This window comes from Pseudomonas sp. FBCC-B545, assembly GCF_059134095.1.
Window position 1 is genome coordinate 3,922,082 of sequence record NZ_CP101441.1, and the last position, 22,823, is coordinate 3,944,904.

22 protein-coding genes and 1 pseudogene are annotated in these 22,823 nt (G+C 60.8%); 8 read left to right on the forward strand and 15 right to left on the reverse strand.

Annotated features, from left to right (window positions below):
- Positions 1-1,138: 1,138 nt before the first annotated feature.
- From ubiT to norR, 7 genes are all read right to left on the reverse strand, one after another.
- Positions 1,139-1,609: a ubiquinone anaerobic biosynthesis accessory factor UbiT gene (gene ubiT / locus NMB39_RS17970; RefSeq protein WP_198721104.1), complete on the reverse strand. Its 471-nt coding sequence runs from the start codon at positions 1,607-1,609 to the stop codon at positions 1,139-1,141.
- The gene (locus NMB39_RS17975) at positions 1,603-2,493 is read right to left on the reverse strand and encodes a U32 family peptidase (RefSeq protein ID WP_494340321.1); all 891 of its coding nucleotides are present in this window, start codon (positions 2,491-2,493) and stop codon (positions 1,603-1,605) included. Before NMB39_RS17975 ends, ubiT begins: the two co-directional genes overlap by 7 nt.
- A gap of 10 nt (positions 2,494-2,503) precedes the next feature.
- A complete protein-coding gene (gene ubiU / locus NMB39_RS17980; RefSeq protein ID WP_057012333.1) occupies positions 2,504-3,499 on the reverse strand; it encodes a ubiquinone anaerobic biosynthesis protein UbiU in 996 nt (331 codons plus the stop codon).
- A 120-nt stretch (positions 3,500-3,619) separates the two neighbouring features.
- Entirely contained in the window at positions 3,620-4,855 is a 1,236-nt protein-coding gene (locus NMB39_RS17985) for a molybdopterin molybdotransferase MoeA (protein WP_494340320.1), read from the reverse strand.
- On the reverse strand, positions 4,852-5,406 hold the full coding sequence (gene moaB / locus NMB39_RS17990; protein WP_057024108.1) for a molybdenum cofactor biosynthesis protein B: 555 nt from the start codon (positions 5,404-5,406) through the stop codon (positions 4,852-4,854). Before moaB ends, NMB39_RS17985 begins: the two co-directional genes overlap by 4 nt.
- A 100-nt stretch (positions 5,407-5,506) precedes the next feature.
- Positions 5,507-6,154, reverse strand: a complete 648-nt coding sequence (gene pdxH, locus NMB39_RS17995) for a pyridoxamine 5'-phosphate oxidase (protein ID WP_057024109.1) — start codon at positions 6,152-6,154, stop codon at positions 5,507-5,509.
- An 88-nt stretch (positions 6,155-6,242) separates the two neighbouring features.
- The gene (gene norR / locus NMB39_RS18000) at positions 6,243-7,772 is read right to left on the reverse strand and encodes a nitric oxide reductase transcriptional regulator NorR (protein WP_494340319.1); all 1,530 of its coding nucleotides are present in this window, start codon (positions 7,770-7,772) and stop codon (positions 6,243-6,245) included.
- A gap of 154 nt (positions 7,773-7,926) precedes the next feature.
- Between norR and ytfE the strand changes: the two genes are divergently transcribed.
- Positions 7,927-8,601, forward strand: a complete 675-nt coding sequence (gene ytfE / locus NMB39_RS18005) for an iron-sulfur cluster repair protein YtfE (protein WP_198721107.1) — start codon at positions 7,927-7,929, stop codon at positions 8,599-8,601.
- A gap of 75 nt (positions 8,602-8,676) precedes the next feature.
- On the opposite strand, the gene NMB39_RS18010 is transcribed toward ytfE, so the two are convergent.
- On the reverse strand, positions 8,677-9,114 hold the full coding sequence (locus tag NMB39_RS18010; protein ID WP_082636692.1) for a hypothetical protein: 438 nt from the start codon (positions 9,112-9,114) through the stop codon (positions 8,677-8,679).
- Positions 9,115-9,142: 28 nt separating this feature from the next.
- Complete coding sequence (locus NMB39_RS18015; protein WP_494340318.1) at positions 9,143-10,333, reverse strand: NnrS family protein; 1,191 nt, start codon at positions 10,331-10,333, stop codon at positions 9,143-9,145.
- Between the two features lie 472 nt (positions 10,334-10,805).
- Here NMB39_RS18015 and NMB39_RS18020 point away from each other — a divergent pair, with 472 nt between their 5' ends.
- Positions 10,806-11,489 (forward strand): Crp/Fnr family transcriptional regulator, encoded by a 684-nt coding sequence (locus tag NMB39_RS18020; protein WP_057024113.1) that lies wholly within the window; start codon positions 10,806-10,808, stop codon positions 11,487-11,489.
- The gene (locus tag NMB39_RS18025; RefSeq protein ID WP_494340317.1) at positions 11,486-11,686 is read left to right on the forward strand and encodes a protein DnrP; all 201 of its coding nucleotides are present in this window, start codon (positions 11,486-11,488) and stop codon (positions 11,684-11,686) included. The genes NMB39_RS18020 and NMB39_RS18025 overlap by 4 nt, the downstream gene beginning before the upstream one ends.
- A 23-nt stretch (positions 11,687-11,709) precedes the next feature.
- Here the strand turns inward: NMB39_RS18025 and NMB39_RS18030 are convergent, their stop codons facing one another.
- The 3 genes from NMB39_RS18030 to NMB39_RS18040 form a co-directional block, all read right to left on the reverse strand.
- Positions 11,710-13,551, reverse strand: coding sequence for a nitric oxide reductase activation protein NorD (locus NMB39_RS18030; protein ID WP_494340316.1), 1,842 nt, complete (start codon positions 13,549-13,551; stop codon positions 11,710-11,712).
- A gap of 78 nt (positions 13,552-13,629) precedes the next feature.
- Complete coding sequence (locus NMB39_RS18035) at positions 13,630-15,057, reverse strand: cbb3-type cytochrome c oxidase subunit I (protein WP_043051391.1); 1,428 nt, start codon at positions 15,055-15,057, stop codon at positions 13,630-13,632.
- A gap of 3 nt (positions 15,058-15,060) precedes the next feature.
- Positions 15,061-15,501 carry a c-type cytochrome gene (locus tag NMB39_RS18040; protein WP_043051390.1) on the reverse strand — a complete coding sequence of 147 codons (441 nt, stop codon included), beginning with the start codon at positions 15,499-15,501 and terminating at the stop codon, positions 15,061-15,063.
- A 406-nt stretch (positions 15,502-15,907) separates the two neighbouring features.
- On the opposite strand from NMB39_RS18040, the pseudogene NMB39_RS18045 reads away from it, so the two are divergent.
- A pseudogene (locus NMB39_RS18045) lies at positions 15,908-17,082 on the forward strand (integrase core domain-containing protein).
- 368 nt (positions 17,083-17,450) lie between these two features.
- Here the strand turns inward: NMB39_RS18045 and NMB39_RS18050 are convergent.
- Genes NMB39_RS18050 through NMB39_RS18060 form a run of 3 tightly spaced genes read right to left on the reverse strand, consistent with a single transcriptional unit; the run spans position 17,451 to position 19,091 of the window.
- Positions 17,451-17,708: a cytochrome C oxidase subunit IV family protein gene (locus NMB39_RS18050; RefSeq protein ID WP_494340315.1), complete on the reverse strand. Its 258-nt coding sequence runs from the start codon at positions 17,706-17,708 to the stop codon at positions 17,451-17,453.
- 11 nt (positions 17,709-17,719) lie between these two features.
- On the reverse strand, positions 17,720-18,307 hold the full coding sequence (locus tag NMB39_RS18055) for a cytochrome c oxidase subunit 3 (protein ID WP_198720122.1): 588 nt from the start codon (positions 18,305-18,307) through the stop codon (positions 17,720-17,722).
- Complete coding sequence (locus tag NMB39_RS18060; protein WP_043050648.1) at positions 18,291-19,091, reverse strand: CbbQ/NirQ/NorQ/GpvN family protein; 801 nt, start codon at positions 19,089-19,091, stop codon at positions 18,291-18,293. The genes NMB39_RS18055 and NMB39_RS18060 overlap by 17 nt, the downstream gene beginning before the upstream one ends.
- A 197-nt stretch (positions 19,092-19,288) precedes the next feature.
- Here NMB39_RS18060 and NMB39_RS18065 point away from each other — a divergent pair, with 197 nt between their 5' ends.
- From NMB39_RS18065 to NMB39_RS18080, 4 genes are read left to right on the forward strand one after another with little or no spacing between them, the layout of a single operon-like run.
- Positions 19,289-20,968: a cytochrome D1 domain-containing protein gene (locus tag NMB39_RS18065; RefSeq protein ID WP_198720123.1), complete on the forward strand. Its 1,680-nt coding sequence runs from the start codon at positions 19,289-19,291 to the stop codon at positions 20,966-20,968.
- A 24-nt stretch (positions 20,969-20,992) separates the two neighbouring features.
- Entirely contained in the window at positions 20,993-21,307 is a 315-nt protein-coding gene (locus tag NMB39_RS18070; protein WP_057024120.1) for a c-type cytochrome, read from the forward strand.
- 16 nt (positions 21,308-21,323) lie between these two features.
- Positions 21,324-21,650 carry a c-type cytochrome gene (locus NMB39_RS18075; protein ID WP_198720124.1) on the forward strand — a complete coding sequence of 109 codons (327 nt, stop codon included), beginning with the start codon at positions 21,324-21,326 and terminating at the stop codon, positions 21,648-21,650.
- The gene (locus tag NMB39_RS18080) at positions 21,647-22,822 is read left to right on the forward strand and encodes a cytochrome D1 domain-containing protein (RefSeq protein WP_217882148.1); all 1,176 of its coding nucleotides are present in this window, start codon (positions 21,647-21,649) and stop codon (positions 22,820-22,822) included. Before NMB39_RS18075 ends, NMB39_RS18080 begins: the two co-directional genes overlap by 4 nt.
- Position 22,823: the final 1 nt, after the last annotated feature.

Here is a 22,823-nt window from a genome sequence, read left to right on the forward strand (position 1 = left end):
CGCTTTTGCTCTTGATCTGCTTTTGATCTGCTTTTGATCTGCTTTTGATCTGCTTTTGATCTGCTTTTGATCTTGATCTTAGGCGCCCCGTTAAACCACGCTGGCCGGAATTCGACAGGGATTTGGGGGGTAAACCGGCAGGGATGCCGGTTTAGCCGCCCCGCGCCATGGATGGCGCGTGGCGGCGGCCCCCCAAATCCCTGTCGGATTACGGGCACACCGAGCCTGAGCGAGGTGCCAAGTGGTGGGGCAAGAGCGTTTGGTTACTTTGCGCTTTTCAAAGTGACCCGCTGTAAAAGCGGAACCCTAAGTGGCCGTTACCGCAGCAATGGATATGTACTCGCTCTGATCCGGCATGCTGGTCGGTTGTCAGGCCGCCATCGGGGGCAAGCCCCCTCCCACACTTGGGCCGAGACCATCAGTCAAATACTGGTCGGCTGTCAGGCCGCCATCGGGGGCAAGCCCCCTCCCACACTTGGGCCGAGACCATCAGTCAAATACTGGTCGGCTGTCAGGCCGCCATCGGGGGCAAGCCCCCTCCCACACTTAGGCCGAGACCATCAGTCAAATACTGGTCGGCTGTCAGGCCGCCATCGGGGGCAAGCCCCCTCCCACACTTGGGCCGAGACCATCAGTCAAATACTGGTCGGCTGTCAGGCCGCCATCGGGGGCAAGCCCCCTCCCACACTTGGGTCGAGACCATCAGTCAAATACTGGTCGGCTGTCAGGCCGCCATCGGGGGCAAGCCCCTCCCACACTTGGGCCGAGACCATCAGTCAAATACTGGTCGGTTGTCAGGCCGCCATCGGGGGCAAGCCCCCTCCCACACTTGGGCCGAGACCATCAGTCAAATACTGGTCGGCTGTCAGGCCGCCATCGGGGGCAAGCCCCCTCCCACACTTGGGCCGAGACCATCAGTCAAATACTGGTCGGCTGTCAGGCCGCCATCGGGGGCAAGCCCCCTCCCACATTTGGACCGAGACCGTCAGTCAGGTACTGGTCGGCTGTCAGGCCGCCATCGGGGGCAAGTCGAATCGTCGCACCGCCCCTCCCACATTTGGATCGCGGTGCATCAGTTAGATCGCTATAAGCTGTCAGGGAGCAGCGGCGTAGCAAAGTGGTGTAGATACCTATGCCTCTACTGCACCGCCAGCCCCTTGCCCGCCCGCTCAAGATTGCGCCACAACCAGACCGGCAAGACGTCAGGGTCCAGGCTGTCGATCAGGTTCTTCAGCGCCAACCCCAACTCGGTATCACCCTGGATGACCAGGCGCCGGCGGAAAAACAGCGTGTCCGGATCCTCCTGGCGACTGGCCAGGAGCAGGAACTCTCGCCAATTGCCGCTGATGGTCACGTGAGCCTGGGCCTGACGGGCAATTTGCAAGCCCTCGCGGCCCAGGGTCAAGTACCAGGACAACCCCAGATCGGCAATTTGCAGGCACAGCCAACGCCCGCGCAGCACTTCGAATTCACCGTCGCGCAATGGCTCGGCGAGGCAGCGATTCAGCGCCTGCTGCAGCGCCAGGCGCTGCACCGCAAAGGGCACTCGGCGTATCAGCGGCAGTAAGCGATCAGCGCCTTTCAATAGCCACGCTTTGCGGTTCAACACAGGCCGACCTCCTCAACGCGCAGCATGCCGGCCTGGCCATGCCAGTAACCATTGCAACCGTCGACGAACAGCGGCGGTGTCTGGCCCAGACGAACCCGTTGGTACGCCTCGATCACCTCGTTCATGCCCTGGGCTCGTGGACTCAGGCGTAACAGATCAGCCCCGCAGGCTACCAACCCGGAATAATCGGCCAGCAAATTGGTCACCTGCGCCGACATCGTTTGAATGCCGTTAAGGGTGAACAACGGCTGGCCTTCCTGGCTGGCCAGCGCCAGGCCATCGGGGTAGTTGATGCAACAGAACTGGCAGTCGTCCTTCGGCCGGTCTTCCGCGCGGGCCGTAAAGCAGCGGGCGGAATAGGCCAAGGGCAAATGCCCATAGGCGAAGATTTCCACTTCCGGCACGTCACGGCCGAGCTTGCGGACCTGCTCGATCACATCGCCGATCAACGCTGCCGAACATTCCACCGGCGGTACCCAGCGGGTCATGCCGCAGTCGAGCAATTGCGCCAGCGCATGCCCGTTGTACAGGTTGAGCGCCGGGCCGCCCACGAACGGCAACTTGCGTTCAGCCAGAAACTGCACCGCGCCCATGTCATTGGCTTCCACCAGCAGTTGGCCGTTGTCGCAGAGCCGCCGCAGACTGGAAAGTTCGGACGCGGCCTCGATCAGCGTCAGGCTGGAGATCACCAATTGCGCCTGGCTGCAGGCCTGCAATTCGCGCCCCAGCCCCAGCCATTGATCCAGTGAAAAAGCCCGACGTTTCGAACACACGGTTTCCCCCAGATAAATCACGTCCAGGGGCAAGGCCGACATCTCGGCGTAAAAGTTGCTGAGTTGTTCTTTATCCCAATAAAACAGGACCGGTCCAAGGCTGAGCTTCATGTTTCGTCCCTCATTGCCACGATCGATGATAAGCACCCAGGGTGGTCTGGCTGCCTTCGGACAAACCAGCCAGCACCTGGCGCCATTGCGCCTTGACCTGGAAACTGCCCGGTGAGCCGCGATGGGCATCGAGTGCGGCCCGCCAGACGCGGGTGACTTGCTCGACATAGGCCGGGCTGCGTTGGCGACCTTCGATTTTTACCGCCTCGACGCCGATGGCGCTCAGCTCAGGGAGCAAGTCGAGGGTGTCGAGGCTGGTGGGCTCCTCCAGCGCATGAAAGCGTTTGCCGTCGACCAGAAAGCGGCCCTTGCACAACGTTGGGTAACCGGCCGGCTCGTCAGGGGTATAGCGATCAATCAGTACTTCGCTGAGGCGCGCGCTCAAGCCTTGGGCGTCTTCACTCCAACGCACAGCCTTGGCCGGCGAACAGACACCGCACAGGTTCGGCGACTCGCCGGTGATGTAGGAGGACAGGTGGCAACGCCCCTCGGCCATGATGCACAAGCTGCCAAAGCCAAACACTTCGATCGGCACCGGGCTGGTGGCGGCGACCTGACGCACCTGCGCCAACGACAGCACCCGTGGCAGCACCGCACGCCGGATACCGTAGCGCTGGGCGTAAAACTGCAGCGCCGCAGCGTGGGTGGCCGAGCCCTGGACCGACAGGTGCAACGCCAGTTGCGGGTGCCGCTGGCTGGCATAGTTGAGCACCCCGGGATCGGCGGCGATCAGCGCGTCCACGCCGAAATCGGCAGCCCGATCGACCGCCCGCTGCCAGCGTTCCCAGCCCTTGGGTTGCGGGTAGGTATTCACCGCGACGTAGAGTTTGCGTTGGTGCTGACGGATGTGGGCGACCGCAGCGTCGAACTGCTTGTCATCCATATTCAGGCCGGCAAAATGCCGGGCGTTGGTGTCATCGCGAAAACCGACATAGACGGCATCCGCGCCTTCGCGCACCGCCGCTTTAAGCGCAGGCAGATTCCCTGCCGGACAAACCAGTTGCATGGGTAATCCTCATGAAAAACGCGTCTTGACTCTCGCCCGGGATCGCTAGTGCACCGATCAGAAAGGCGCTGCCAGTCTAGCCAGACCAGCCGCCATGGCCTTGACGACAATCAATTGCGATCAATGCATCAGGTCGGCGAAGGACAGGAACATCACGCTGTCGTGCTTGAGCACTTGCTGCTCGCACTCGATCACGGCCAACCCGTCGGCCCAGCACGCAGCGGTCAACATCGCCGAACTTTGCTGAGGGTGCAGCGCCACGCTCAAACGGCCGTCGGCAGCGGGTGTCAGCCTGGCCCGCAGGTACTGACGGCGTTTGTTGCGTTGCAACCAGTCGAACCCGGCCGGCACGGCCAATGGCACAGGCATCACGTCCGTGACGCCCTGCGCCCGGAGCAGGAACGGCCGCACGACCACCAACGCGGTAATCAGGGCCGCCGAAGGATTGCCCGGCATACCGATCCAGGGTTTGCCGGCGACTTCGCCAAAGGCCAGGGGTTTACCCGGCTGAATGGCCAGCCGCCAGAAATCCAGGCTACCCAGTTCCTTGATCGCGTGTTTGAGATGGTCTTCCTCGCCAACCGAGACGCCACCGGAACTGAGCAGCAAATCGCACTCCGACGACGCCAGGCTCAAGGCATCGCGGCTGGCCGCCAACTCATCTGCCATGACGCCATAGTCGTGCACCTCCACGCCCCAGCCGCGCAGCAACGCAGACAGGCAATAGCGATTGCTGTTGTAAATCTGCCCCCGCGCCAAGACATCGCCCGGCTCGCGCAGCTCATTGCCGCTGCTGAGCAAGCACACTTGCAACGGTCGATGAACCGCGACCCGCGCCACGCCTGCGCCAGCCAGCAAGCCCAATTCTTGTGCACGCAAGCGCTTGCCGGCCTTGAGCAACAGGTCCCCACGGCGAACCTCTTCACCTTCCTTGCGCACGTGATCGCCCGCACTGACGGACGGCAACCAGACGCGCTCGCCGTCGATCCGGCAGCGCTCTTGCGGCACCACTGTATCGGCGCCCGCAGGCAATGGCGCGCCGGTGAAAATCTGCACCGTCTGCTGGGCGAGCAACGGCGAGCCGGCTTGATCCCCGGCAGCAATTCGCCCACCAATGGGCAAGTACCCCCCCTGGGATGGTAGGTCGGCTGCCCGGAGCGCATAGCCGTCCATGGCGCTGTTGTCCCAGGCCGGCAGGTTCACCAGGGAATGAATGTCGGTTGCCAGCACTCGTCCCAAGGCTTGATCCAGGCCGATCATTTGCGCCAACGGGGGTGTCGGGGCCTGACCCAACAAACGCTGGATGGCCTCGTCCACCGGCATCAGATGACCGAGGTCGCACACTCCAGCGGTCATGAGCGCGTCTCGCAGGCTTCATTGCCTTGTTGCGGCTGCGGTTTCAAATGCGGGGCGAAATTGCAGGGGCCGGTGCGGCTGTCCAACTGTTCCAGCAGGATCATGTTCCAGGCTGTCCGGCACGCCCCTGGCGAACCCGGGACGCAACACACCAACACCCCGTTGCTCATTCCAGCCAGGGCCCGCGATTGCAAGCTGGACATGCCGATTTCCGCCAGGGAGACCTGGCGGAACAGTTCGCCAAAGCCTTCCACCTGTTTGTCGAGCAATGGCAGCACCGCTTGCGGCGTGTTGTCGCGCACGGTGAAACCGGTGCCGCCGGTCATCAATACCACTTGCACCTGGGGGTCGGCGATCCACCGGGAAACAATGGCGCGAATCTGATAAATGTCGTCCTTGACCAGCGCCCGGTCGATCAGCACATGGCCGGCGGTCTGCAGCAAGCCAGCCAGGGTCTGCCCCGAGGTATCGGTGTCAAAGGTGCGTGTATCGCTGATGGTCAGCACGGCGATGTTCAGGGGAATAAAGGTGCGTTGCGCCAAATGGGCCATATAAAAGCCTTCCCGTAGATGAGGGTTTGGCCAAGCCTGAACCGGAATCGCCGCCCGGCCTATTCCTCCAACGAGGTACCTCCACAGGGCGAATACAGACTCAAGGCGCCAGGCGGCGGCGACACCATTCGCCGTTCTGCAAACGGTAGTCGAGTCGATCATGCAGGCGATCGGCACGCCCCTGCCAGAACTCCAGGCGTGCCGGGCGCAGGCAGTAACCACCCCAGTGCTGCGGTCGCGGCACGGCCTGGCCAACGAAACGCTTGATGGTTTCGGCCAAACGCGAATCCAGCGCTGCCCGGCTGGCCAGCGGCTGGCTTTGCGGTGAAGCCCAGGCCCCCAGGCGGCTGGCCACTGAGCGGGAGTCGAAGTAGGCATCCGAGAGTTGCGGATCGAGCCTGGATACCTGGCCTTCAATGCGCACCTGACGCTCCAGACCTGGCCAGAAAAACGTCATGGCGGCATTCGGGTTAGCGGCCAGTTGCAGGCCTTTGTCGCTCTGGTAATTGCCGAAAAACGTGAAGCCATCGTCGCTCAAGCCCTTGAGCAGCAGGACCCGGCAGTGCGGTTGCCCGTCACTGTCGACCGTCGCCAACATCATGCTGTTAGCCTCGACAGGCGCGCATTCGGTGTCACGCGCTTGCTGCAGCCATTGGCGGAACATAGCCAGTGGATCGTCCGGCGCAGCCTCATCCAGCAGACCGTTGAGGGTGTAGTTACGGCGCATCTGAGCCAGGGAAAGTGGCATAACGGTGATCTCCGTGGGGTTTGGCCCAGTGTGCAAGCCACTGGCTGACCTCACCTTGATCGCCATCAACAGGCGGCGCCGCCACGGCTTACTTCAAGCCAAGACGCCGGGCCAGTTTGTGCAGGTTGCTGGGGTCGACGTCCAGCAGCCGTGCGGCGCCCGCCCAGTTCTGGGCAGAAAGACTCAGGGCGTGAAGAATTTTTTCTCGCTGGCAGTGATCCACCGCAGCGCCCAAGGCCTGGAACGGCGCATCAGGCATCAGCTCCAGCGGCCGCTCGACGAGCATTCCCGATGCCCCCGTCGCACTGTCAAGATCGAGGATTTGCGCCTCCAGCGTCATGATCAGCGCGCGACTGGTGCCGCGGCTGAGTTGCTTCAACGCAGCGCGACTGATCACATGTTCCAGCTCGCGCACATTGCCCGGCCAGGTATAGGCCAGCAAGGCCCGCTCGGCCGCGGGCGACAAGCGCAAACCGCGCAAGCCGAGCCGTGCCCGATTGAGTTCGAGGAAATGCCCGGCGAGCATCAGCACATCGTTACCGCGCTCGCGCAGAGGCGGAATCGGCACCGGGTACACCGAGAGCCGGTGATACAGGTCAGCCCTGAACAGGCCATCGCGGATGCTGTCGGGCAGGTGCCGGTTGGTCGCGGCGATGATCCGTACATCCACGTGCAACGGTTTATCCGCCCCCAGCCGCTGGATCTCGCCGTTTTGCAATGCGCGCAACAGCTTGGCCTGCACGCTTAGCGGCAACTCACCGACTTCATCAAGAAACAGTGTGCCGCCGTTGGCCGCATCGAAACGTCCGGCGCGGTCACTGGTGGCGCCGGAAAAGGCGCCCTTGACGTGCCCGAACAACTCGCTTTCTGCCAAGGATTCCGGCAAGGCGGCGCAATTGACCTGTATCAACGGCTTGTGGCTGCGCCCCGACAAACGATGCAGGCGCCGGGCGAACAACTCTTTGCCGACACCGGTCTCGCCCAACAGCAACACCGGCAGGTCGGAATCGGCCAGTACATCCAGCTCATTGAGCAACTGGTGCAACGCCTCGCTCTGGCCGAGGATTTCGCCTTCGTCGGCGGGCAAGCGCACATCTTGAAGGCCGCTGCGGGACAAGCGCAAGCTGCGGTTTTCCTGTTCGAGGCGGGTGACGCGCACGGCGGCTTCGATCTGCAAGGTGCAACGCTTGAGTTCCTCCCGCGCCTGGCTGTCGAAGGTGCCGGCATGCAACGCATCGAGGGTGATGGCGCCCCAGATGCGCCCCTCCACGTAGAGGCTCACACCCATGCAGTCATGCACCGGCAACGGTTCTCCCACGTGGTTGTCGAGCAAGCCGTCGTAGGGGTCCGGCAGGCGGCTGTCCGGCTCGAACCACGTCGGCTCGCGCGACGCCATGATCGCAGCCAGTCGAGGATGCTGAGCGATGACAAATCGGCGCCCCAACGCTTCGTGCACCAACCCCACTGTCGCGACAGGCCTGAGGCTGTCTTCATCCAGGCGCAGCAAGCCCACGGCACCGCTGTTGAAATATTCGCGCAGGGTCTGGACCAGGCGTTGGAACCGTACGGCATTGGGCAACTCGACGATCAAGTCGGCGGCCAGGCTTTCTCGCAGCATGGTAGTCATCACCCTCTATGGTGGCATTCACCCTAGAGCGTCAGGGTAACTATCACCACACCTAATAATTAATCGTTATTTATCAATCCATTAAACATGGCATGCCGGATGCAACAAGGCTGGGGAACCGTTGAAACCCAATCAAGGAACCCTGATGAGCCAGACCCTGCTGGAACAAAGCCTCGGCCAACTGGCCTGCGACATTCCCGGTGCCACCCGGATCTTTCACACCTTCAAGCTGGACTTCTGTTGTGGTGGACATAAAAGCCTGCGTGAAGCGGCACTGGGCAAGGATCTCGACCCGACACTGATTGCCGAGGCCCTGCACAGCCTGCAAGACGCCGGCGAAACCCAACTTGACTGGCGCAACGAGCCGTCGCATGCGTTGATCACTCACCTCCTCACGCGTTACCACGCTCGCCACCGCGAGCAACTGCCCGAACTGATCCGCCTGGCCCGGCGGGTCGAGCAGGTCCACGGGGCGCGCAGCAGTTGCCCCAACGGCTTGGCCGACCTGCTGACCGACATTCAACAAGAACTCGAAGGCCACATGCTCAAGGAAGAACAAGTGCTCTTCCCGATGCTGCAACAGGGCATCGGCCTCCAAGCCGCCCCGCCGATCCAGGTGCTGCGTTTCGAACATGACCAGCATGGCCAGGCGCTGGAGGAACTGCTGGCCCTGACCAACAACATCACCCCGCCAGCGGATGCCTGTAACACCTGGCGTGCCTTGTATCGCGGGCTGCTGGAGTTTCGCGACGACCTGATGCAACACATCCACCTGGAAAACAATGTGCTCTTCGTAAACGCCCTGACCCCCAGGCACTGATCGATTGCCGCTTGCAACCCACCCGCGCCAGCCCACCGGTTGCCGCGGGTTTTGTCTGCCGGGCACTTTTATCGATCAGCCATGCCAATAAAACATGGCCTTGGCGAGGATCACGATCAACACCATGTGCCCGAGGATGCTGCGGCGAATCCAGCTTGCCCGCTGAGCGCTCAGCCGAGCGTTTTTCAGCCAATAGGCCAACAGCAAATAATGCCCGATGATGCTCAGGGCCAACAGGATCTTCAGGCTCAACAACGTGCCAAGACTGCTGGCCAGCGGCTGGCTCAAGGCGCCCCGGTACTGCCACGCCAGACTGATGCCGGCGCCATACAACAGCACCACCACGCCATGCAGGACCTTGCGCGAGCGCAGGGCAATGGCCTGATCGGCCGTCGACCGTGGCGCATCCGGCAACTGCTGGCGGGCGTGATGCCAGATCACCACTTCGAAAAACAACGTACCAATGAAGGCGATTGCCGCTAGCAAGTGGGTCACCAGCAAAAAAGGGTATATCACTGTCCACCTCCATTCATTCGCCGGCTCAACCCGGATGACCGTCAACCCGAGTGCGCAGCAGCATCGGCCCGTAACGCCAGGCGTATAATGCAAACGCCAGCGCCCAGCACAGGCCGGCCAGCCACAGCGCCGGCAAGGGCAGGACCACAATCAACACAACCCGGCTGAGACACGCCAGATTGAGCAAGATGAACGCCAGGGTCATGCCCGAGGGCGGCTCAAGTGGCCGACCGGTATGCCCCAGGCTGACCCGTGCAATCATCGCCAGCACCAACCCCCCCATGGCACCGATCGTCAGGCAATGCACCGCCAGGCTCGGGTTGACCGGCACGCCGAGATGCCACAGCGCCATGCCCAGGCACGCCGCTGCCAACCAGCCATAGGCCAGGTGCAGCGACCACAACAACGGCACGCGCCAGAGTGCCCGATCATGCCAGCGAACCAGGCGCACCAGATGCCCCGCCGCCAACACCGCGAACAGCAGGCCCACCCAGACATTGGGGGTGAGGGCCGGCCCCGCTGCATACAGCAACGCAACCAGCGGCGCACCGATCAACAACACCCCGTCCAGCCACGGCCATGGAGCAACTCCCTCGACCCGACCGAGACCACGCTGGGTGAAAAACGGAATGACCCGCCCGCCGACCAACCCCATCATCGCTGCCACCAGCCAGATGCCCGCCAGTACGCCTTGGCGCTGCCAGCCTCCATGGCCTTCGCGTACGCCATAAAGCGACAACCCATCGGCCACGGCTAACAACAGCAACACCATCACAATCGGATAGTTACGTTTCTGTCGCACCTTCCACAGGCTCAACCCCATGAGCAACGCCACCGCCAGTGGGAATGCCAATTCCAGCACCATGAGCAGCGGCCAGGGCGCATTGAGCAACCAGGCCGCCCGTGCGCACAGCCACAACAACGCCAGCGCAGCCAGCGGCTTGCCGCTGAGCCCGGGGCGACTGGTCCAGGTCTGCACCGCCGTCAGCAAAAAACCTGCAATGATCGCCAGCCCGAAGCCGAACAGCAGTTCATGCCGATGCCAGCCCAGCCAACCGCCTGCGGGAGTCCAGTGGGAAATCGAACCGCCGAAGGCTGCCAGCCACAGCGCAATGGCCAACACCGCAAACAGGCAGCCGGCAAGGAAAAAAGGCCGGAAGGCCAGCCGTAACAGCGGCGGGATCGCCATCGCTTTACGCCGCTCAAGCACTTGCATAACGCCACTCCTCTAACCTGTTGCCGACCTGACACTTAGTCGCGAGTGCCGAGGTAAATCCGGATGCATCATCGGGTATAGGCGATCAGTCGCCGTTGTCGCAGATCAAGAGTGCAAGGGCCGTGCCCTGAGGCGACTTATTGCCGGTGCGGGCCTGCGCGGCTGCAACGGTGAACGGATCAGGGTAAAAATCACCCTGATACGGTCATTAAGACCCTATCGACCAGGGTCATTTTTACCGTCGTGCCTTCCCATCCCCATGAATAAAGGCCTCCAGGCATGGCCCGCGTCTTGCTCAAGCATCGGGTATTCAATGAAAGCCTCGATCTGCGGGAGTCGTCATGAAAAAAGTCATCCAACCCCTGACCTGGTTCGTGCTGTTGGCCTCGGTTCTGGCCCTGGCCAGTGGCCTTTCCCTGGGCCTCGTCTGACTCGTTGGCCGCCCCTTCCTTTACCTTCAGGACGAATTCCCATGGTGCTTCATCGCGTTCACCACCAGATTTTGCGCAGTCATCATTTGTTCGAGCCGTTGAACGAAGAACAGCTGGATGAATTGATGAGTACCAGTCACTTGCTGAGCATCGACAAAGGCGAACCCTTGTTCCGGCAAGACGAGCCCGCCGATTCGTTCTATTTCGTGATTGCCGGGGCAGTGAAAATCTACCGGCTGACGCCCGATGGGCAGGAAAAAGTGTTTGAGGTCATCGGCGATCGACAAACCTGCGCCGAGGCGATGATGTTGATGGATACCCCCAATTACGTGGCCTCGGCCGAGGCGGTCTGCCCTACTCAACTGTATCGGCTATCCAACGCCACCTACATGCGCCTGCTTCAGAGCAACAGCCGGCTGACTTTTGCGTTACTCGGCAAGCTCTGCGTTCGCTTGCACCAGCGGGTCAATGAAATCGAAACCCTGTCGCTGAAAAACGCCACCCACCGGGTCGTGCGTTATTTGCTGACGCAACTGGTGCGCCTGCAGCCGGTCAACAGCCAATTCGAACTGCCGATGGCCAAGCAATTGATCGCCGGGCATCTGTCGATCCAACCGGAAACCTTTTCACGGATCATTCGCCGCCTGATCGATGAAAAAATCATCACCCAGGACGGCCGCCAGATCGCCATTCTTGATCGTCTGCGCCTGGAACAGTTCGAATGAGCACCCTGCCCGTCTGCCTGTATTGCCAAACTACCAACCCGTCCAGGCAATCCGATTGCCGGCAATGCGGCATGCCCTTGCCGGTGATGGCCGAACGCGCCCAGGCACGCCGTTTGCACCGGTTCAAGTGGTTCTGCGTTGGCTTGACGATCTTTTGCATTACGATGTTTTTCGTGTTGCCGCGCAGCATCAATTGAGGCCGCAGGATTCAGACCTGGACTCAAGGCTGCGTCAGTTGGCGATACAGTTGCGGCAAGCGCAGGGGTAATTGCTCAGGTTGACGGATCAAGGTGTAGCCATTGGCACCGAACATGTAGGGCAGATAATCCCCGGCCTCGCGATCGATGGTGATACAGAACGGCGTCAGCCCCTGACGCCGGGCCTGGAGCACCGCCTCGCGGGTGTCTTCGACACCGTAGCGTCCCTCATACACATCCAGGTCATTGGGTTTGCCATCGGTCAGCAGCAGCAATAGCTTGCTGCGCCGCTTGCTGCTGCCCAACAGGCACGTGGCCTGGCGAATAGCCGCGCCCATGCGCGTGTAATACCCAGGCTTGAGCCCTTGAATACGGCCCCGGGTGTGGTCGTCATAACGCTGGGCGAAGGTCTTGAGTGCCTGCATGCGCACGTGCTGACGGCGCAGCGACGAAAACCCGTACAGGGCGAAATCATCCCCCAGCCCCGACAGGGTTTCGCCAAACAGCAACAGCGTGTCACGGATCACATCGATGACCCGATGCTCATTGTTCAGGTGCGCGTCGGTGGACATCGAGACATCGGCCAGCAACAGGCACGCCAGGTCACGGCGCGTCTGGCGTTGCTCCATGAACAGACCGCGCTCGGCGCACTGCCCATGCTCGCGCTCAACGTGAAAATCCAGCCAGGCCTGCATGTCCAGCTCCGAGCCCTGGGTTTGCTGGCGCAGCCACTGACGATCATTGCGCAAATGCTCGAATTGACGCCGCAGACGCTGCGCCGACACCTTCAGCCGTGGCGGCAGCGGCTGCGCTTGACTGTCACGGGGCACCATCATTTGCAGATTGACGAAAGCGTCCTGCATCCGCTGCTTGCGATAGTCCCATTCGGGCAACTTGATGCCCTCGCCCAAAGGGATATCGTCGACATCAGCGGGCGGCAAATCCAGGTGCAGCTTCAAGCCACCGCCCTTGCGCAGTCGCGTGCGCGACAGGGTCAGCTCGTCCAGATCGTCGGCGACCCTGGCGGCATCCGGGTCTTCGCTGTCGTCCGACCAGCGGTCCAGGTCCACGTGCTCGGTCCAACTGAACAGGTTCTCCAGGCGCACCACCAACAGTCCACCGTCTCGCGGACTGTCATCGATACGTTTGGCGCGTTTTCGCCCGCCTTTCTGCTCGCCGGGCGATGTCGTCAAGGTGTCTTCGGATTCATCGCCCAGATCGGCCGTCAGCGGACTGGCGAGCTGTTGCGGCGGGTACAGCCACAGCGGCAGCGGCCATACCGCACGCTCGCTGCGCGGAAAATCCTCGACACTGCCCGGCTGGCGCAATGCCTGACATAACGCGCGCTCCAGCGCCGCTTCAGCGCAGCTCAATGAAGCCGGATCCGGACGCAATCGCAGGTGGGCTTCGACCAGGCGCTGGTAGCGCGGACGCAGCGCTGGATAACGCCGCAACAGCTGTTGCGTCCAGCGCTGGTTGTCCCGCCCCCAATGCCGCATCGGTCCGGCCTGCGCCGCCAGCAACGCGAGCCAACGATAGAGTTCCTCATTCAGCGCGACTTGAGGGAATACCGCGAGGCTCGATGGCAGCCGCAGGGTACTCTCGTCACACCAGGCCAATGGCACTTGTTTGCAGGTGCCAGCGATCTGCTGCAGCACATTGCGCCGCAGTAACAGGTCGCGGTCACTGGCCGCTTCCACTCCCATGCCATTGGCACCGCCCATGGCACGAAACAACAGCGCCAGCGGGCGTTGCTGGCTGATCAGTTCAACCCGGGCTTCGGGGAAATCCGGGCTGGCGCGCCGGGTGATGAAGCGATGCCAGATGCTGCCTACCCACTCTTCCAGTTCGACGGTAAAGGCCATGGTACTTGCCCTTGTTGGAAAGCAAAAAAACGGCCCGCTGGATCAGCCGGGCCGACCTTTTCTAGCCGTTATGCCGATTCATGAAGGCACCACCGCCGCCGGCGCACGCAAGGCTGCGCGCCCCCGCTGCTTGAAGCTGAACAAATAGCAGAGCAGCCCTGCGAAGAACCCGACCCCTGCGCCCAGACGCGCCCAGAACATCACCTGCAAATGTTCGACCGTGGCCATGAACGGCAATGCGATCCCATCGGGCTGCCAACGTTGCAGGTAAACCTGCACGACACCGGCAGCGGTCAAGAACAGCGTGATCATCACCATCGACAGGGTCATCATCCAGAAGCCCCAGATCTCCAGGGTCTGCGAGCGTTCGTCAGCGGCTTCACCGAGCCCGCGCAGACGCGGCATGGCGTAGCTGATCAAGGTCATCACGATCATCGCGTAGGCGCCGTAGAAAGCCAGGTGGCCATGAGCTGCGGTCAGTTGCGAACCGTGGGTATAGAAGTTGACCGGGGCCAGGGTGTGTAGAAAGCCCCAGACGCCCGCGCCGAAGAAGGCTGTCACCGTGGTGCCCTTTGCCCACAGCGTCGCGGCGCGGTTGGGGTGTTGTCGACGGCGGTTCTTCACCGTGCTGAAGGCGAATATCACCATCGCCAGGAAGGGCAGCGGCTCCATTGCAGAGAAGATTGATCCGACCCACAACCAGACCTCGGGCGCGCCAATCCAGAAAAAGTGGTGCCCAGTACCGATGATCCCGGTAATCAGCGCCATGGCGATAATCACATACAGCCATTTCTCTACGACCTCCCGGTCTACACCGGTGATCTTGATCAGCACGAAAGCCAGCATCGCGCCCATGATCAATTCCCACACGCCTTCCACCCAGAGATGCACCACCCACCACCAATAGAACTTGTCGCGGGCCAGGTTGCCGGGGTTGTAGAAGGAGAACAGGAAGAACACCGCGAGCCCGATCAACCCGGTCATCATGACCATGCTGACCGTGGTCTTGCGCCCTTTGAGCAGGGTCATGCCAATGTTGTAGAGAAAGCCCAGGCACACCAGCACAATACCCATCTTGGTGATGGTCGGTTGCTCCAGAAACTCCCGGCCCATGGTCGGCAGCAGCTCATTGTGGGTCAACCTGGCCAGGCCCGCGTAGGGCACCAGCAGGTAGCCGAGGATCGTCAGCACACCGGCAGCGGCAAACACCCAAAACAGAATGATCGCCAGTCTGGGGCTGTGCAGTTCGCGGTCGGCCTCTTCAGGAATCAGGTAGTAAGCGGCGCCCATGAAGCCGAACAGCAACCAGACGATCAGCAGGTTGGTGTGGACCATTCGCGCCACGTTGAAGGGAATGATCGGGAACAGAAAATCCCCGATCACATATTGCAGGCCCATGATCAAACCGAACAGCACCTGACCGAGAAACAGGATCAAGGCGAATACGAAGTAAGGTTTGGCCACGGCTTGCGAGGCGAATTTCAGATGCGGATTAGCCATGCTCATCTCTCAGCCCTCCTTGTTGGGCGGCCAGCCATTGGTGTTGATTTTCGAGCTCCATTTGAGGAACTCGGCGATGTCATCCACTTCCTGGTCACTCAACTTGAACTGGGGCATCGCTCGTCGACCCGGTACGCCCAGCGGCTGCATTTTCATCCAGGCCTGCAGGAAGGGTTTGAAGCCGTCCTCCCCGCCCCGGCGCTGGAACACGTTGCCCAGCTCAGGCGCAAAGTAGGCACCCTCTCCCAGCAATGTGTGGCAGCCGATGCAGTTGTTCTGCTCCCAGACTGTTTTGCCGCGTATCACTGATTGAGTTAATTGCGCTTCATTGCTGCGCTTGGGAAAGGTTTGTTCCGTGTGGTAGGTCAAGGCCAGGAATATCAGGAAGAAGAAGATGCTTCCTCCGAAATAGATATTCCTGGCCATGCCTTTTGTGAAGGTCTCTGACATGGTCGCTTCCTCGTTGCTTGGCCCGTCCATGATAGGAAGCGAGGGTTTGAAACCTGCTTGATGGCGATCAAGAAAGCCAGATGGTTTTGGTCGGGTATTAACGACGATCCATGGCAATGCATGGGGATCTACACAACTTTAGGTGCGCCGCAGGCCCCTGTGGGAGGGGGCTTGCCCCCGATGGCGGCCTGGCAGCCGATCGGGATGTTGTAGTTTGATCGAGTACATATCCGTTTTTGGGTAACGGCCGCTATTGGTTCCGCCCTTACGGCGGCTCACTTTTGAAAAGCGCAAAAGTAAGCAAAACGCTCTTGCCGGTATGACTCACCCACATGGGTTACAAATCAGTTCACGCACATAGGTAACAGTTATTAACTAGCACGGTTGACTTCGAGAGGATCTGACCGTGCCCTGGAATGAGCTGAAACCAATGGATCTTAAAGTGATGTTCATAGCCTCTTATCTGGAGGGGAAACACACCTTTAGCAAACTGTGCAGCGACTATGAGATCAGTCGAAAGACTGGTTACAAATGGGTCGAGCGATACGAATCTGAGGGGCCAGGCGGGCTAGAGGAGCGCAGTCGTCGTCGACACAATCAGAGTTATGTAGTGCCTGTTGCCGTCAGGCAGGCAATCATTGAGCTTCGCTCTATCGGAGAAACGACTCCAGGGCCGAAGAAAATCCAGAATGACTTGCTCAAGCGTTTTCCGGATCAGGATCCACCGTCAAAAACGACCATCTACAACATCCTCAAAGCAGCTGACCTGATTACGCCCCAACGCATTCGGCGGCGTGTAGCGGTCTACCCCAAACCCTTGAGCAAGGCGGAAACGCCTAATCAGCTATTCAGCGCTGATTATAAGGGCCAGTTTCTGACAGGCGCGGGGGTTTGGTGCTATCCGCTGACGATCATGGATCACGCCAGCCGTTTCCTACTGGCCTGTCAGAGCATGCCCAGCACTAACTTCAAGGAAACTCAACAGACCTTTGAACGGGTTTTTCGCGAGTACGGTTTACGGAACGCATCAGGACAGACAACGGCGTGCCATTTGCTAGTACGGGCCAGGCCGGCTTATCGCAGCTGTCGATCTGGTGGCTGCGGTTAGGGATTATTCCTGAGCGAATTGAACCCGGCAGACCAGATCAGAATGGGCGTCACGAACGCATGCACCGAACGCTGAAAAGCACCCTGCCACAACCGCCAGCGACTCCTTGGGAAGCTCAGCAGAAACACTTTAACCGCTTTATGCAGCACTACAATTATGAGCGAGGGCACGAGGCGCTTGATCAAAAAACGCCTGCTTCCTGCTATTCGCCCTCGACCCGGCCTTACCCAGAAAAGCTACCTGAAATGAGTTATCCAAGCCACGTAGAGTGTTACCTGACTGACAGCAATGGAATTATCAATCGATCAGGTCTGCGAATTTACATCGCTAATGTGCTTAAGCATCAGACCATTGGAATGGAGATGATTGGTGATGATATATGGGAGGTGATCTTCGGTCCGGTGATCCTAGGCCGGGTCTATGCTAGAGAGGCAAAGAACGGGTACGTTTCGATAAAAGTGTCACCTATGTAGAGATACTTTTTTGTAACCCATGTGGTTGTCCCGTACATGCCCCACCACTCGGCACCTCGCCCAGGCTCGGTGTGCCCGTAATCCGACAGGGATTTGGGGGGCCGCCGCCACGCGCCATCCATGGCGCGGGGCGGCTAAACCGGCATCCCTGCCGGTTTACCCCCCAAATCCCTGTCGAATTCCGGCCAGCGTGGTTTAACGGGGCGCCTAAGATCAAGATCAAAAGCAGATCAAGATCAAAGGCGGCTCGCTTCGCATCGTGGTTACGGTCGGATCGGCTGGTTGTGTAGATACCTACGCTCATCGGGGGCAAGCCTCCTCCCACACTTTTACCGAGTGCGGATACCCATGCACATCAATGGGCTCCTTCAACGGAACAACACGAGCGTCAGCCCGACAACGGCCGCCAACACCAGCGCCCAGCTCAGCATCAACCGACGCCACAGGCGCGGGGCGTGGCGCAGTTCCATGAAGCCGTCCGTGATCAACCAGGCCTTGCCGACCGCCACCAGCATGATTGCCGTCGACAACCACCCCGAGGCGCCGAGCTGTGCCAGCGCCACCGTACACAGGCTTAACGTGGCCAACCCAGCCCAGCAGAGGAGCAGTAACCTGGACGCGGACATATATCCTCCCGTCAATTGAGCACGTAGACCAGCGGGAACAGCACCACCCAGACCAGATCGACCATGTGCCAATACAGCACGCCACATTCAAAGCCGTTGTGGTTTGCGGCGTCGTATAGGCCTCGACGGCAACGCTCGGCCAGCCATCCGAGGATGAACATGCCGAGCAATACATGGAGAAAGTGAAATCCGGTGAGGATCCAGTAGAGCGTGAAAAATGTGTTGTGCTCCATGCCCAGCCCCGAGGCCAGCAAGTGCCGGTATTCGGTGACTTTCAACACTACGTAGACACTCGCGGCGAGCAACGCGAGCAACAGGAAAACCGCGCCGTGGCGGGGCCGTGAGCGCCGGATGCGCTCCTGCGCCAGTGCAGCGAACAACCCTGCAGTGATCAGGCTCAATGTCATCGCCAAACCGGTAGACGTGGCAAGCAACTGTCGGCTGTCACTGAACATCTGTGGCCTGAGAGCCTGGGTCACCGCAAACGCCAGAATCAAGATTGCGAACACAGACAACTCGGCCAGAATGAAAAACCACATCGCCAGATCGCCCGGCAAGTGGCCACGGCACAGCTCGCTGGGCTCAGCCGAAGTGCACATCAACCACGTCCATCAGCGCAGCGACCGTTAGCGGATCATCGCTCAGCGGCTCGGCCAGGCACGCCATGCACGCCTCTCGCGGGCTCAGGCCGGAGCGGATCATGCGCGCAGTGAAAATCAGCAGTCGCGTCGAGGCGACTTCTTCCAGGTCATGCTGATCGAGCCGGCGCAAGGCCTGCCCCAGCTTGACCACTTGTGCCGCCAGCGCGCTGTCCACCTGGGCTTCCCGGGCGACAATGCGCTCTTCGTCGGCTACTGGCGGATAGCCGAAGCGCATCGCCATGAACCGTTGGCGGGTGCTGGGCTTCATGCCCTTGAGCAGGTTCTGATAACCGGGGTTGTAAGACACCACGAGCATGAAGGACGACGGCGCCTTCAACACTTCGCCGGTGCGTTCCAGGAACAGTTCCCGACGATCATCGGCCAGTGGATGCAGCACCACCACGGTGTCCTGGCGTGCCTCGACCACTTCGTCGAGGTAGCAGATGCCTCCTTCCCGGACCGCACGAGTCAGCGGTCCGTCTTGCCACCAGGTGCCTTTGGCGCCGATCAAATGGCGACCGATCAGGTCTGCGGCACTCAGGTCGTCGTGACACGCCACGGTGTAGAGCGGCAGTTTCAAGCGATGAGCCATGTGCTGGACGAAGCGGGTCTTGCCGCATCCGGTCGGGCCTTTGATCAGCACCGGCATGCCGTGACGCCAGGCCTGCTCGAACAGTACCTGCTCATTGTTCAGCGGTTGGTAGAAAGGTTCGACCTGTTCGCACGACGGAATACGGTCCATGGGCTACCTGTTCCAAAAGCGGATTCAAGGCACACGCTACGGGCGCCTGCGACAACCTGGCAAGTGACACGGCCGGCAAACTTGATCGCCGTCAAGCAAGCATTGGCCTGCTCGGGCATAGCCTTGCAACGCACTAAGAACCTGCGTTCTGCTGGCGTTTCAGCACATCGCAAAGGTCTTGCCTGAGGAGAAATGGAATGCTGATCAGCAATAGAAAAACGTTTGCCCTGGCCGTCGCCACACTCTATTTGGCGATAAGCCAGGTCGCCGGCGCTGACGAACCCGCCACGGCGGCGGCCACCCCGCCCATGGTGAAAACCGCCGGGGCGCCTGACCTGAGCCAAGACGAGTTCGACTCATCCAAGGAGATTTATTTCCAGCGCTGCGCTGGTTGCCACGGCGTCCTGCGCAAAGGGGCCACAGGTAAACCCTTAACACCCGACATCACCCAGTCCCGCGGGCAACCCTACCTGGAAGCGTTGATCACCTACGGGTCACCGGCGGGCATGCCGAATTGGGGAACGTCCAACGCTCTGACCAAGGAACAGATCACCGCGATGGCGAAGTTCATTCAACATACACCGCCGACACCGCCGGAATGGGGCATGGCCGAGACGCGCAAGACCTGGAAAGTGTTGGTCAAGCCTGAAGACCGTCCGAAGAAACAACTGAGCACGCTCAACCTGCCGAACCTGTTTTCGGTGACCTTGCGTGATGACGGCAAGATCGCTCTCGTCGATGGCGACAGCAAGAAAATCGTCAAGCTGATCGAGACCGGTTATGCGGTACACATCTCGCGAATTTCCGCCTCCGGTCGCTATCTGCTGGTGATTGGTCGAGACGCCCGGATCGACATGATCGACCTATGGCCGGCGGAGCCGACCAAGGTTGCCGAAGTCAAAGTGGGTATTGAAGCGCGCTCGGTCGAGACCTCCAAGTTCAAGGGCTACGAAGACACATACACCATCGCCGGCTCTTACTGGCCGCCGCAGTTCACCATCATGGATGGCGAAACCCTGGAGCCCAAGCAAATCGTCTCGACCCGCGGCATGACCGTCGACACGCAGGAATACCACCCCGAACCCCGAGTCGCGGCGATCATCGCCTCCCACGAATGGCCAGAGTTCATCGTCAACGTCAAGGAAACCGGCAAGGTGATGCTGGTCAATTACCAGGACATCAAGAACCTCACCATCACCTATATCGATGCCGCGCCGTTCCTGCATGACGGTGGTTGGGACAGCACCCATCGCTATTTCATGACTGCCGCCAACAACTCCAACAAGGTCGCCGTCATCGATTCCAAGGAGCGCAAACTGACGGCATTGGTGGACGTCGGCAAAATCCCTCACCCGGGTCGCGGCGCCAACTTCGAGCACCCGGTCTACGGTCCGGTCTGGGCCACCAGCCACCTGGGCGATGACGGTATCTCGCTGATCGGCACCGACCCGGTCAAACACCCGCAATACGCCTGGAAACAGGTCGCCTCGCTCAAAGGCCAGGGCAGCGGTTCGTTGTTCATCAAAACCCACCCCAGCTCACGCCACCTGTACGTCGACACCACATTCAACCCAGACGCCAAGCTCAGCCAATCGGTAGCGGTATTCAACCTCGACAAGCTCGACGCCGGTTACACCGTACTGCCCATCGCCGAGTACGCCGGCATCAAGCAAGGCGCTATGCGGGTCGTGCAGCCGGAATACAACAAGGCCGGGGACGAGGTCTGGTTCTCCGTCTGGAGCGGGCAGGCAGACGAGTCGGCACTGGTGGTGATCGACGACAAAACCCTGAAGCTCAAAGCGGTGATCAAAGACAAGCGGCTGATTACGCCCACCGGCAAATTCAACGTCTACAACACCCAGCACGACATCTATTGAGCTCCATCAATGCAAGGAATCGCCATGAAAAATACGCTGCTTTCATTGTTTGCCCTGGCTGCCTGGCTGATTGTGCAGCCTGCCATGGCGCAAGACGCACTGGAGCTGTTCAAGAGTAAGCCTTGCGCCGCCTGCCACGCCATCGACACCAAGATGGTCGGCCCGGCGCTCAAGGATGTCGCGGCCAGGAGCGCCGGTACGGCCGGCGCCGTGGACACCCTGGCGAGCCATATCAAAAATGGCACGCAAGGCAATTGGGGGCCGATACCGATGCCGGCCAACCCGGTCACCGAAGAAGAAGCGAAGACCCTTGCGACCTGGGTACTGACGCTCAAATAACCACCGGGAGGGCGTCATGAACACCTATCGACACGCTGCGATTATGGCGGCCCTCCTGCTCATTTGTGCAAGCTCGATTGCGGCGCCGGACGCCAAGCGCCAGGCGCAGCTCGAACATTTGCTGGCCCAGGACTGCGGTGCCTGCCACGGGCTGTACATGACCGGTGGGCTGGGCCCCGAGCTGACCCGCGCAGCATTGGCCGGCAAGTCGCGGGCCAGCCTGATCGCCACCGTCACCCAAGGGCGCCCCGGCACCGCCATGCCGGGCTGGGGCGCGCTGCTCAGTGCCGACGACATCCGTTGGCTGGTCGATCTTCTTCTCCAGGGATACCCCGCACCATGATCCGTTCAATCCTGCTGTCAGCGGCGACCGGCCTCCTGTTATCCGCCTGCGCTCAAACTCCTTTGCGGGGCACGGGCGACCTGGGGGTCGTGGTGGAACGCGGCACCGGTAGCATCCAGATCATCGAAAGCCAGAAACACACCGCGCTGGCCCGCCTCACAGGCCTTGGCGATCTGTCCCATGCCTCGGTGGTGTTCTCCCCTGACCAGCGTTATGCCTATGTGTTCGGTCGCGACGGGGGCTTGAGCAAAATCGACCTGCTGACCCAGCGCATCGACCACAGGGTCATCCAGGGCGGCAACAGCATCGGCGGCGCCATCAGTCAGGACGGCAGGTTGATCGCGGTGTCCAACTACGTCCCCGGCGGAGTCAAGGTGTTCGATGCCGGCACCCTGCAACAGGTAGCGGACATCCCCGCCACGGCGCTGGCCGATGGCAAACGTTCTCGTGTAGTGGGCCTGGTGGACGCCCCCGGACAACGCTTTGTGTTCAGTCTGTTCGATACCGGCGAAATCTGGAGCGCCGATTTCAGCCAGGGCAACTCGCCAGTGATCCGCCGCTTCAAAGACATCGGACAGCAACCCTACGACGCACTGATAACTGCGGATGGGCGCTATTACATGGCCGGGCTGTTCGGCGAAGACGGCATGGCCCAACTCGATCTCTGGCATCCGGAACGAGGCGTAAAGCGAATACTCGGCGACTACGGTCGCGGCCAGGAAAAACTCCCGGTCTACAAAATGCCGCACCTGGAAGGCTGGGCCGTCGCCGACAACCAGGCCTTTGTGCCCGCCGTCGGCCGCCATCAGGTGCTGGTGATGGATTCGCGCAGTTGGCAGCAGACCGCAACCATTGCGGTGGCTGGGCAGCCGGTGTTCGTCACCTCGCGGCCAGATGGCCGGCAGCTGTGGGTCAATTTTGCCTACCCGGATAATGATCGGGTTCAGGTGATCGACACCGAAACCCATCGCGTAATCGCCGACCTGCGACCGGGCCCGGCCGTGCTGCACATGGAGTTCACCGCCCGTGGCGACCAGTTGTGGCTGTCGGCCCGCGACGGCGATCAGGTCCAAGTCTGGGACCCGTACACCCTCAAACGGCTGGCCACCCTGCCGGCCAGCGCGCCAAGCGGCATCTTCTTCAGCAGCCGCGCACAAAAAATGGGCTATTGAA

Coding starts and splice junctions, on each gene's coding strand:
- NMB39_RS18015 (WP_494340318.1), bottom strand. CDS start 10,333: ATGCAAGTGCTTGAGCGGCGTAAAGCGATGGCGATCCCGCCGCTGTTA.
- norR (WP_494340319.1), bottom strand. CDS start 7,772: ATGCTGCGAGAAAGCCTGGCCGCCGACTTGATCGTCGAGTTGCCCAAT.
- NMB39_RS18075 (WP_198720124.1), top strand. CDS start 21,324: ATGAACACCTATCGACACGCTGCGATTATGGCGGCCCTCCTGCTCATT.
- moaB (WP_057024108.1), bottom strand. CDS start 5,406: ATGGCCCATTTGGCGCAACGCACCTTTATTCCCCTGAACATCGCCGTG.
- NMB39_RS18040 (WP_043051390.1), bottom strand. CDS start 15,501: ATGTCAGAGACCTTCACAAAAGGCATGGCCAGGAATATCTATTTCGGA.
- NMB39_RS18020 (WP_057024113.1), top strand. CDS start 10,806: ATGGTGCTTCATCGCGTTCACCACCAGATTTTGCGCAGTCATCATTTG.
- NMB39_RS18070 (WP_057024120.1), top strand. CDS start 20,993: ATGAAAAATACGCTGCTTTCATTGTTTGCCCTGGCTGCCTGGCTGATT.
- NMB39_RS17985 (WP_494340320.1), bottom strand. CDS start 4,855: ATGACCGCTGGAGTGTGCGACCTCGGTCATCTGATGCCGGTGGACGAG.
- NMB39_RS18080 (WP_217882148.1), top strand. CDS start 21,647: ATGATCCGTTCAATCCTGCTGTCAGCGGCGACCGGCCTCCTGTTATCC.
- NMB39_RS17975 (WP_494340321.1), bottom strand. CDS start 2,493: ATGAAGCTCAGCCTTGGACCGGTCCTGTTTTATTGGGATAAAGAACAA.
- NMB39_RS18035 (WP_043051391.1), bottom strand. CDS start 15,057: ATGAGCATGGCTAATCCGCATCTGAAATTCGCCTCGCAAGCCGTGGCC.
- NMB39_RS18025 (WP_494340317.1), top strand. CDS start 11,486: ATGAGCACCCTGCCCGTCTGCCTGTATTGCCAAACTACCAACCCGTCC.
- NMB39_RS18050 (WP_494340315.1), bottom strand. CDS start 17,708: ATGTCCGCGTCCAGGTTACTGCTCCTCTGCTGGGCTGGGTTGGCCACG.
- pdxH (WP_057024109.1), bottom strand. CDS start 6,154: ATGCCACTTTCCCTGGCTCAGATGCGCCGTAACTACACCCTCAACGGT.
- ubiU (WP_057012333.1), bottom strand. CDS start 3,499: ATGCAACTGGTTTGTCCGGCAGGGAATCTGCCTGCGCTTAAAGCGGCG.
- ytfE (WP_198721107.1), top strand. CDS start 7,927: ATGAGCCAGACCCTGCTGGAACAAAGCCTCGGCCAACTGGCCTGCGAC.
- NMB39_RS18030 (WP_494340316.1), bottom strand. CDS start 13,551: ATGGCCTTTACCGTCGAACTGGAAGAGTGGGTAGGCAGCATCTGGCAT.
- NMB39_RS18055 (WP_198720122.1), bottom strand. CDS start 18,307: ATGTGCACTTCGGCTGAGCCCAGCGAGCTGTGCCGTGGCCACTTGCCG.
- NMB39_RS18065 (WP_198720123.1), top strand. CDS start 19,289: ATGCTGATCAGCAATAGAAAAACGTTTGCCCTGGCCGTCGCCACACTC.
- NMB39_RS18060 (WP_043050648.1), bottom strand. CDS start 19,091: ATGGACCGTATTCCGTCGTGCGAACAGGTCGAACCTTTCTACCAACCG.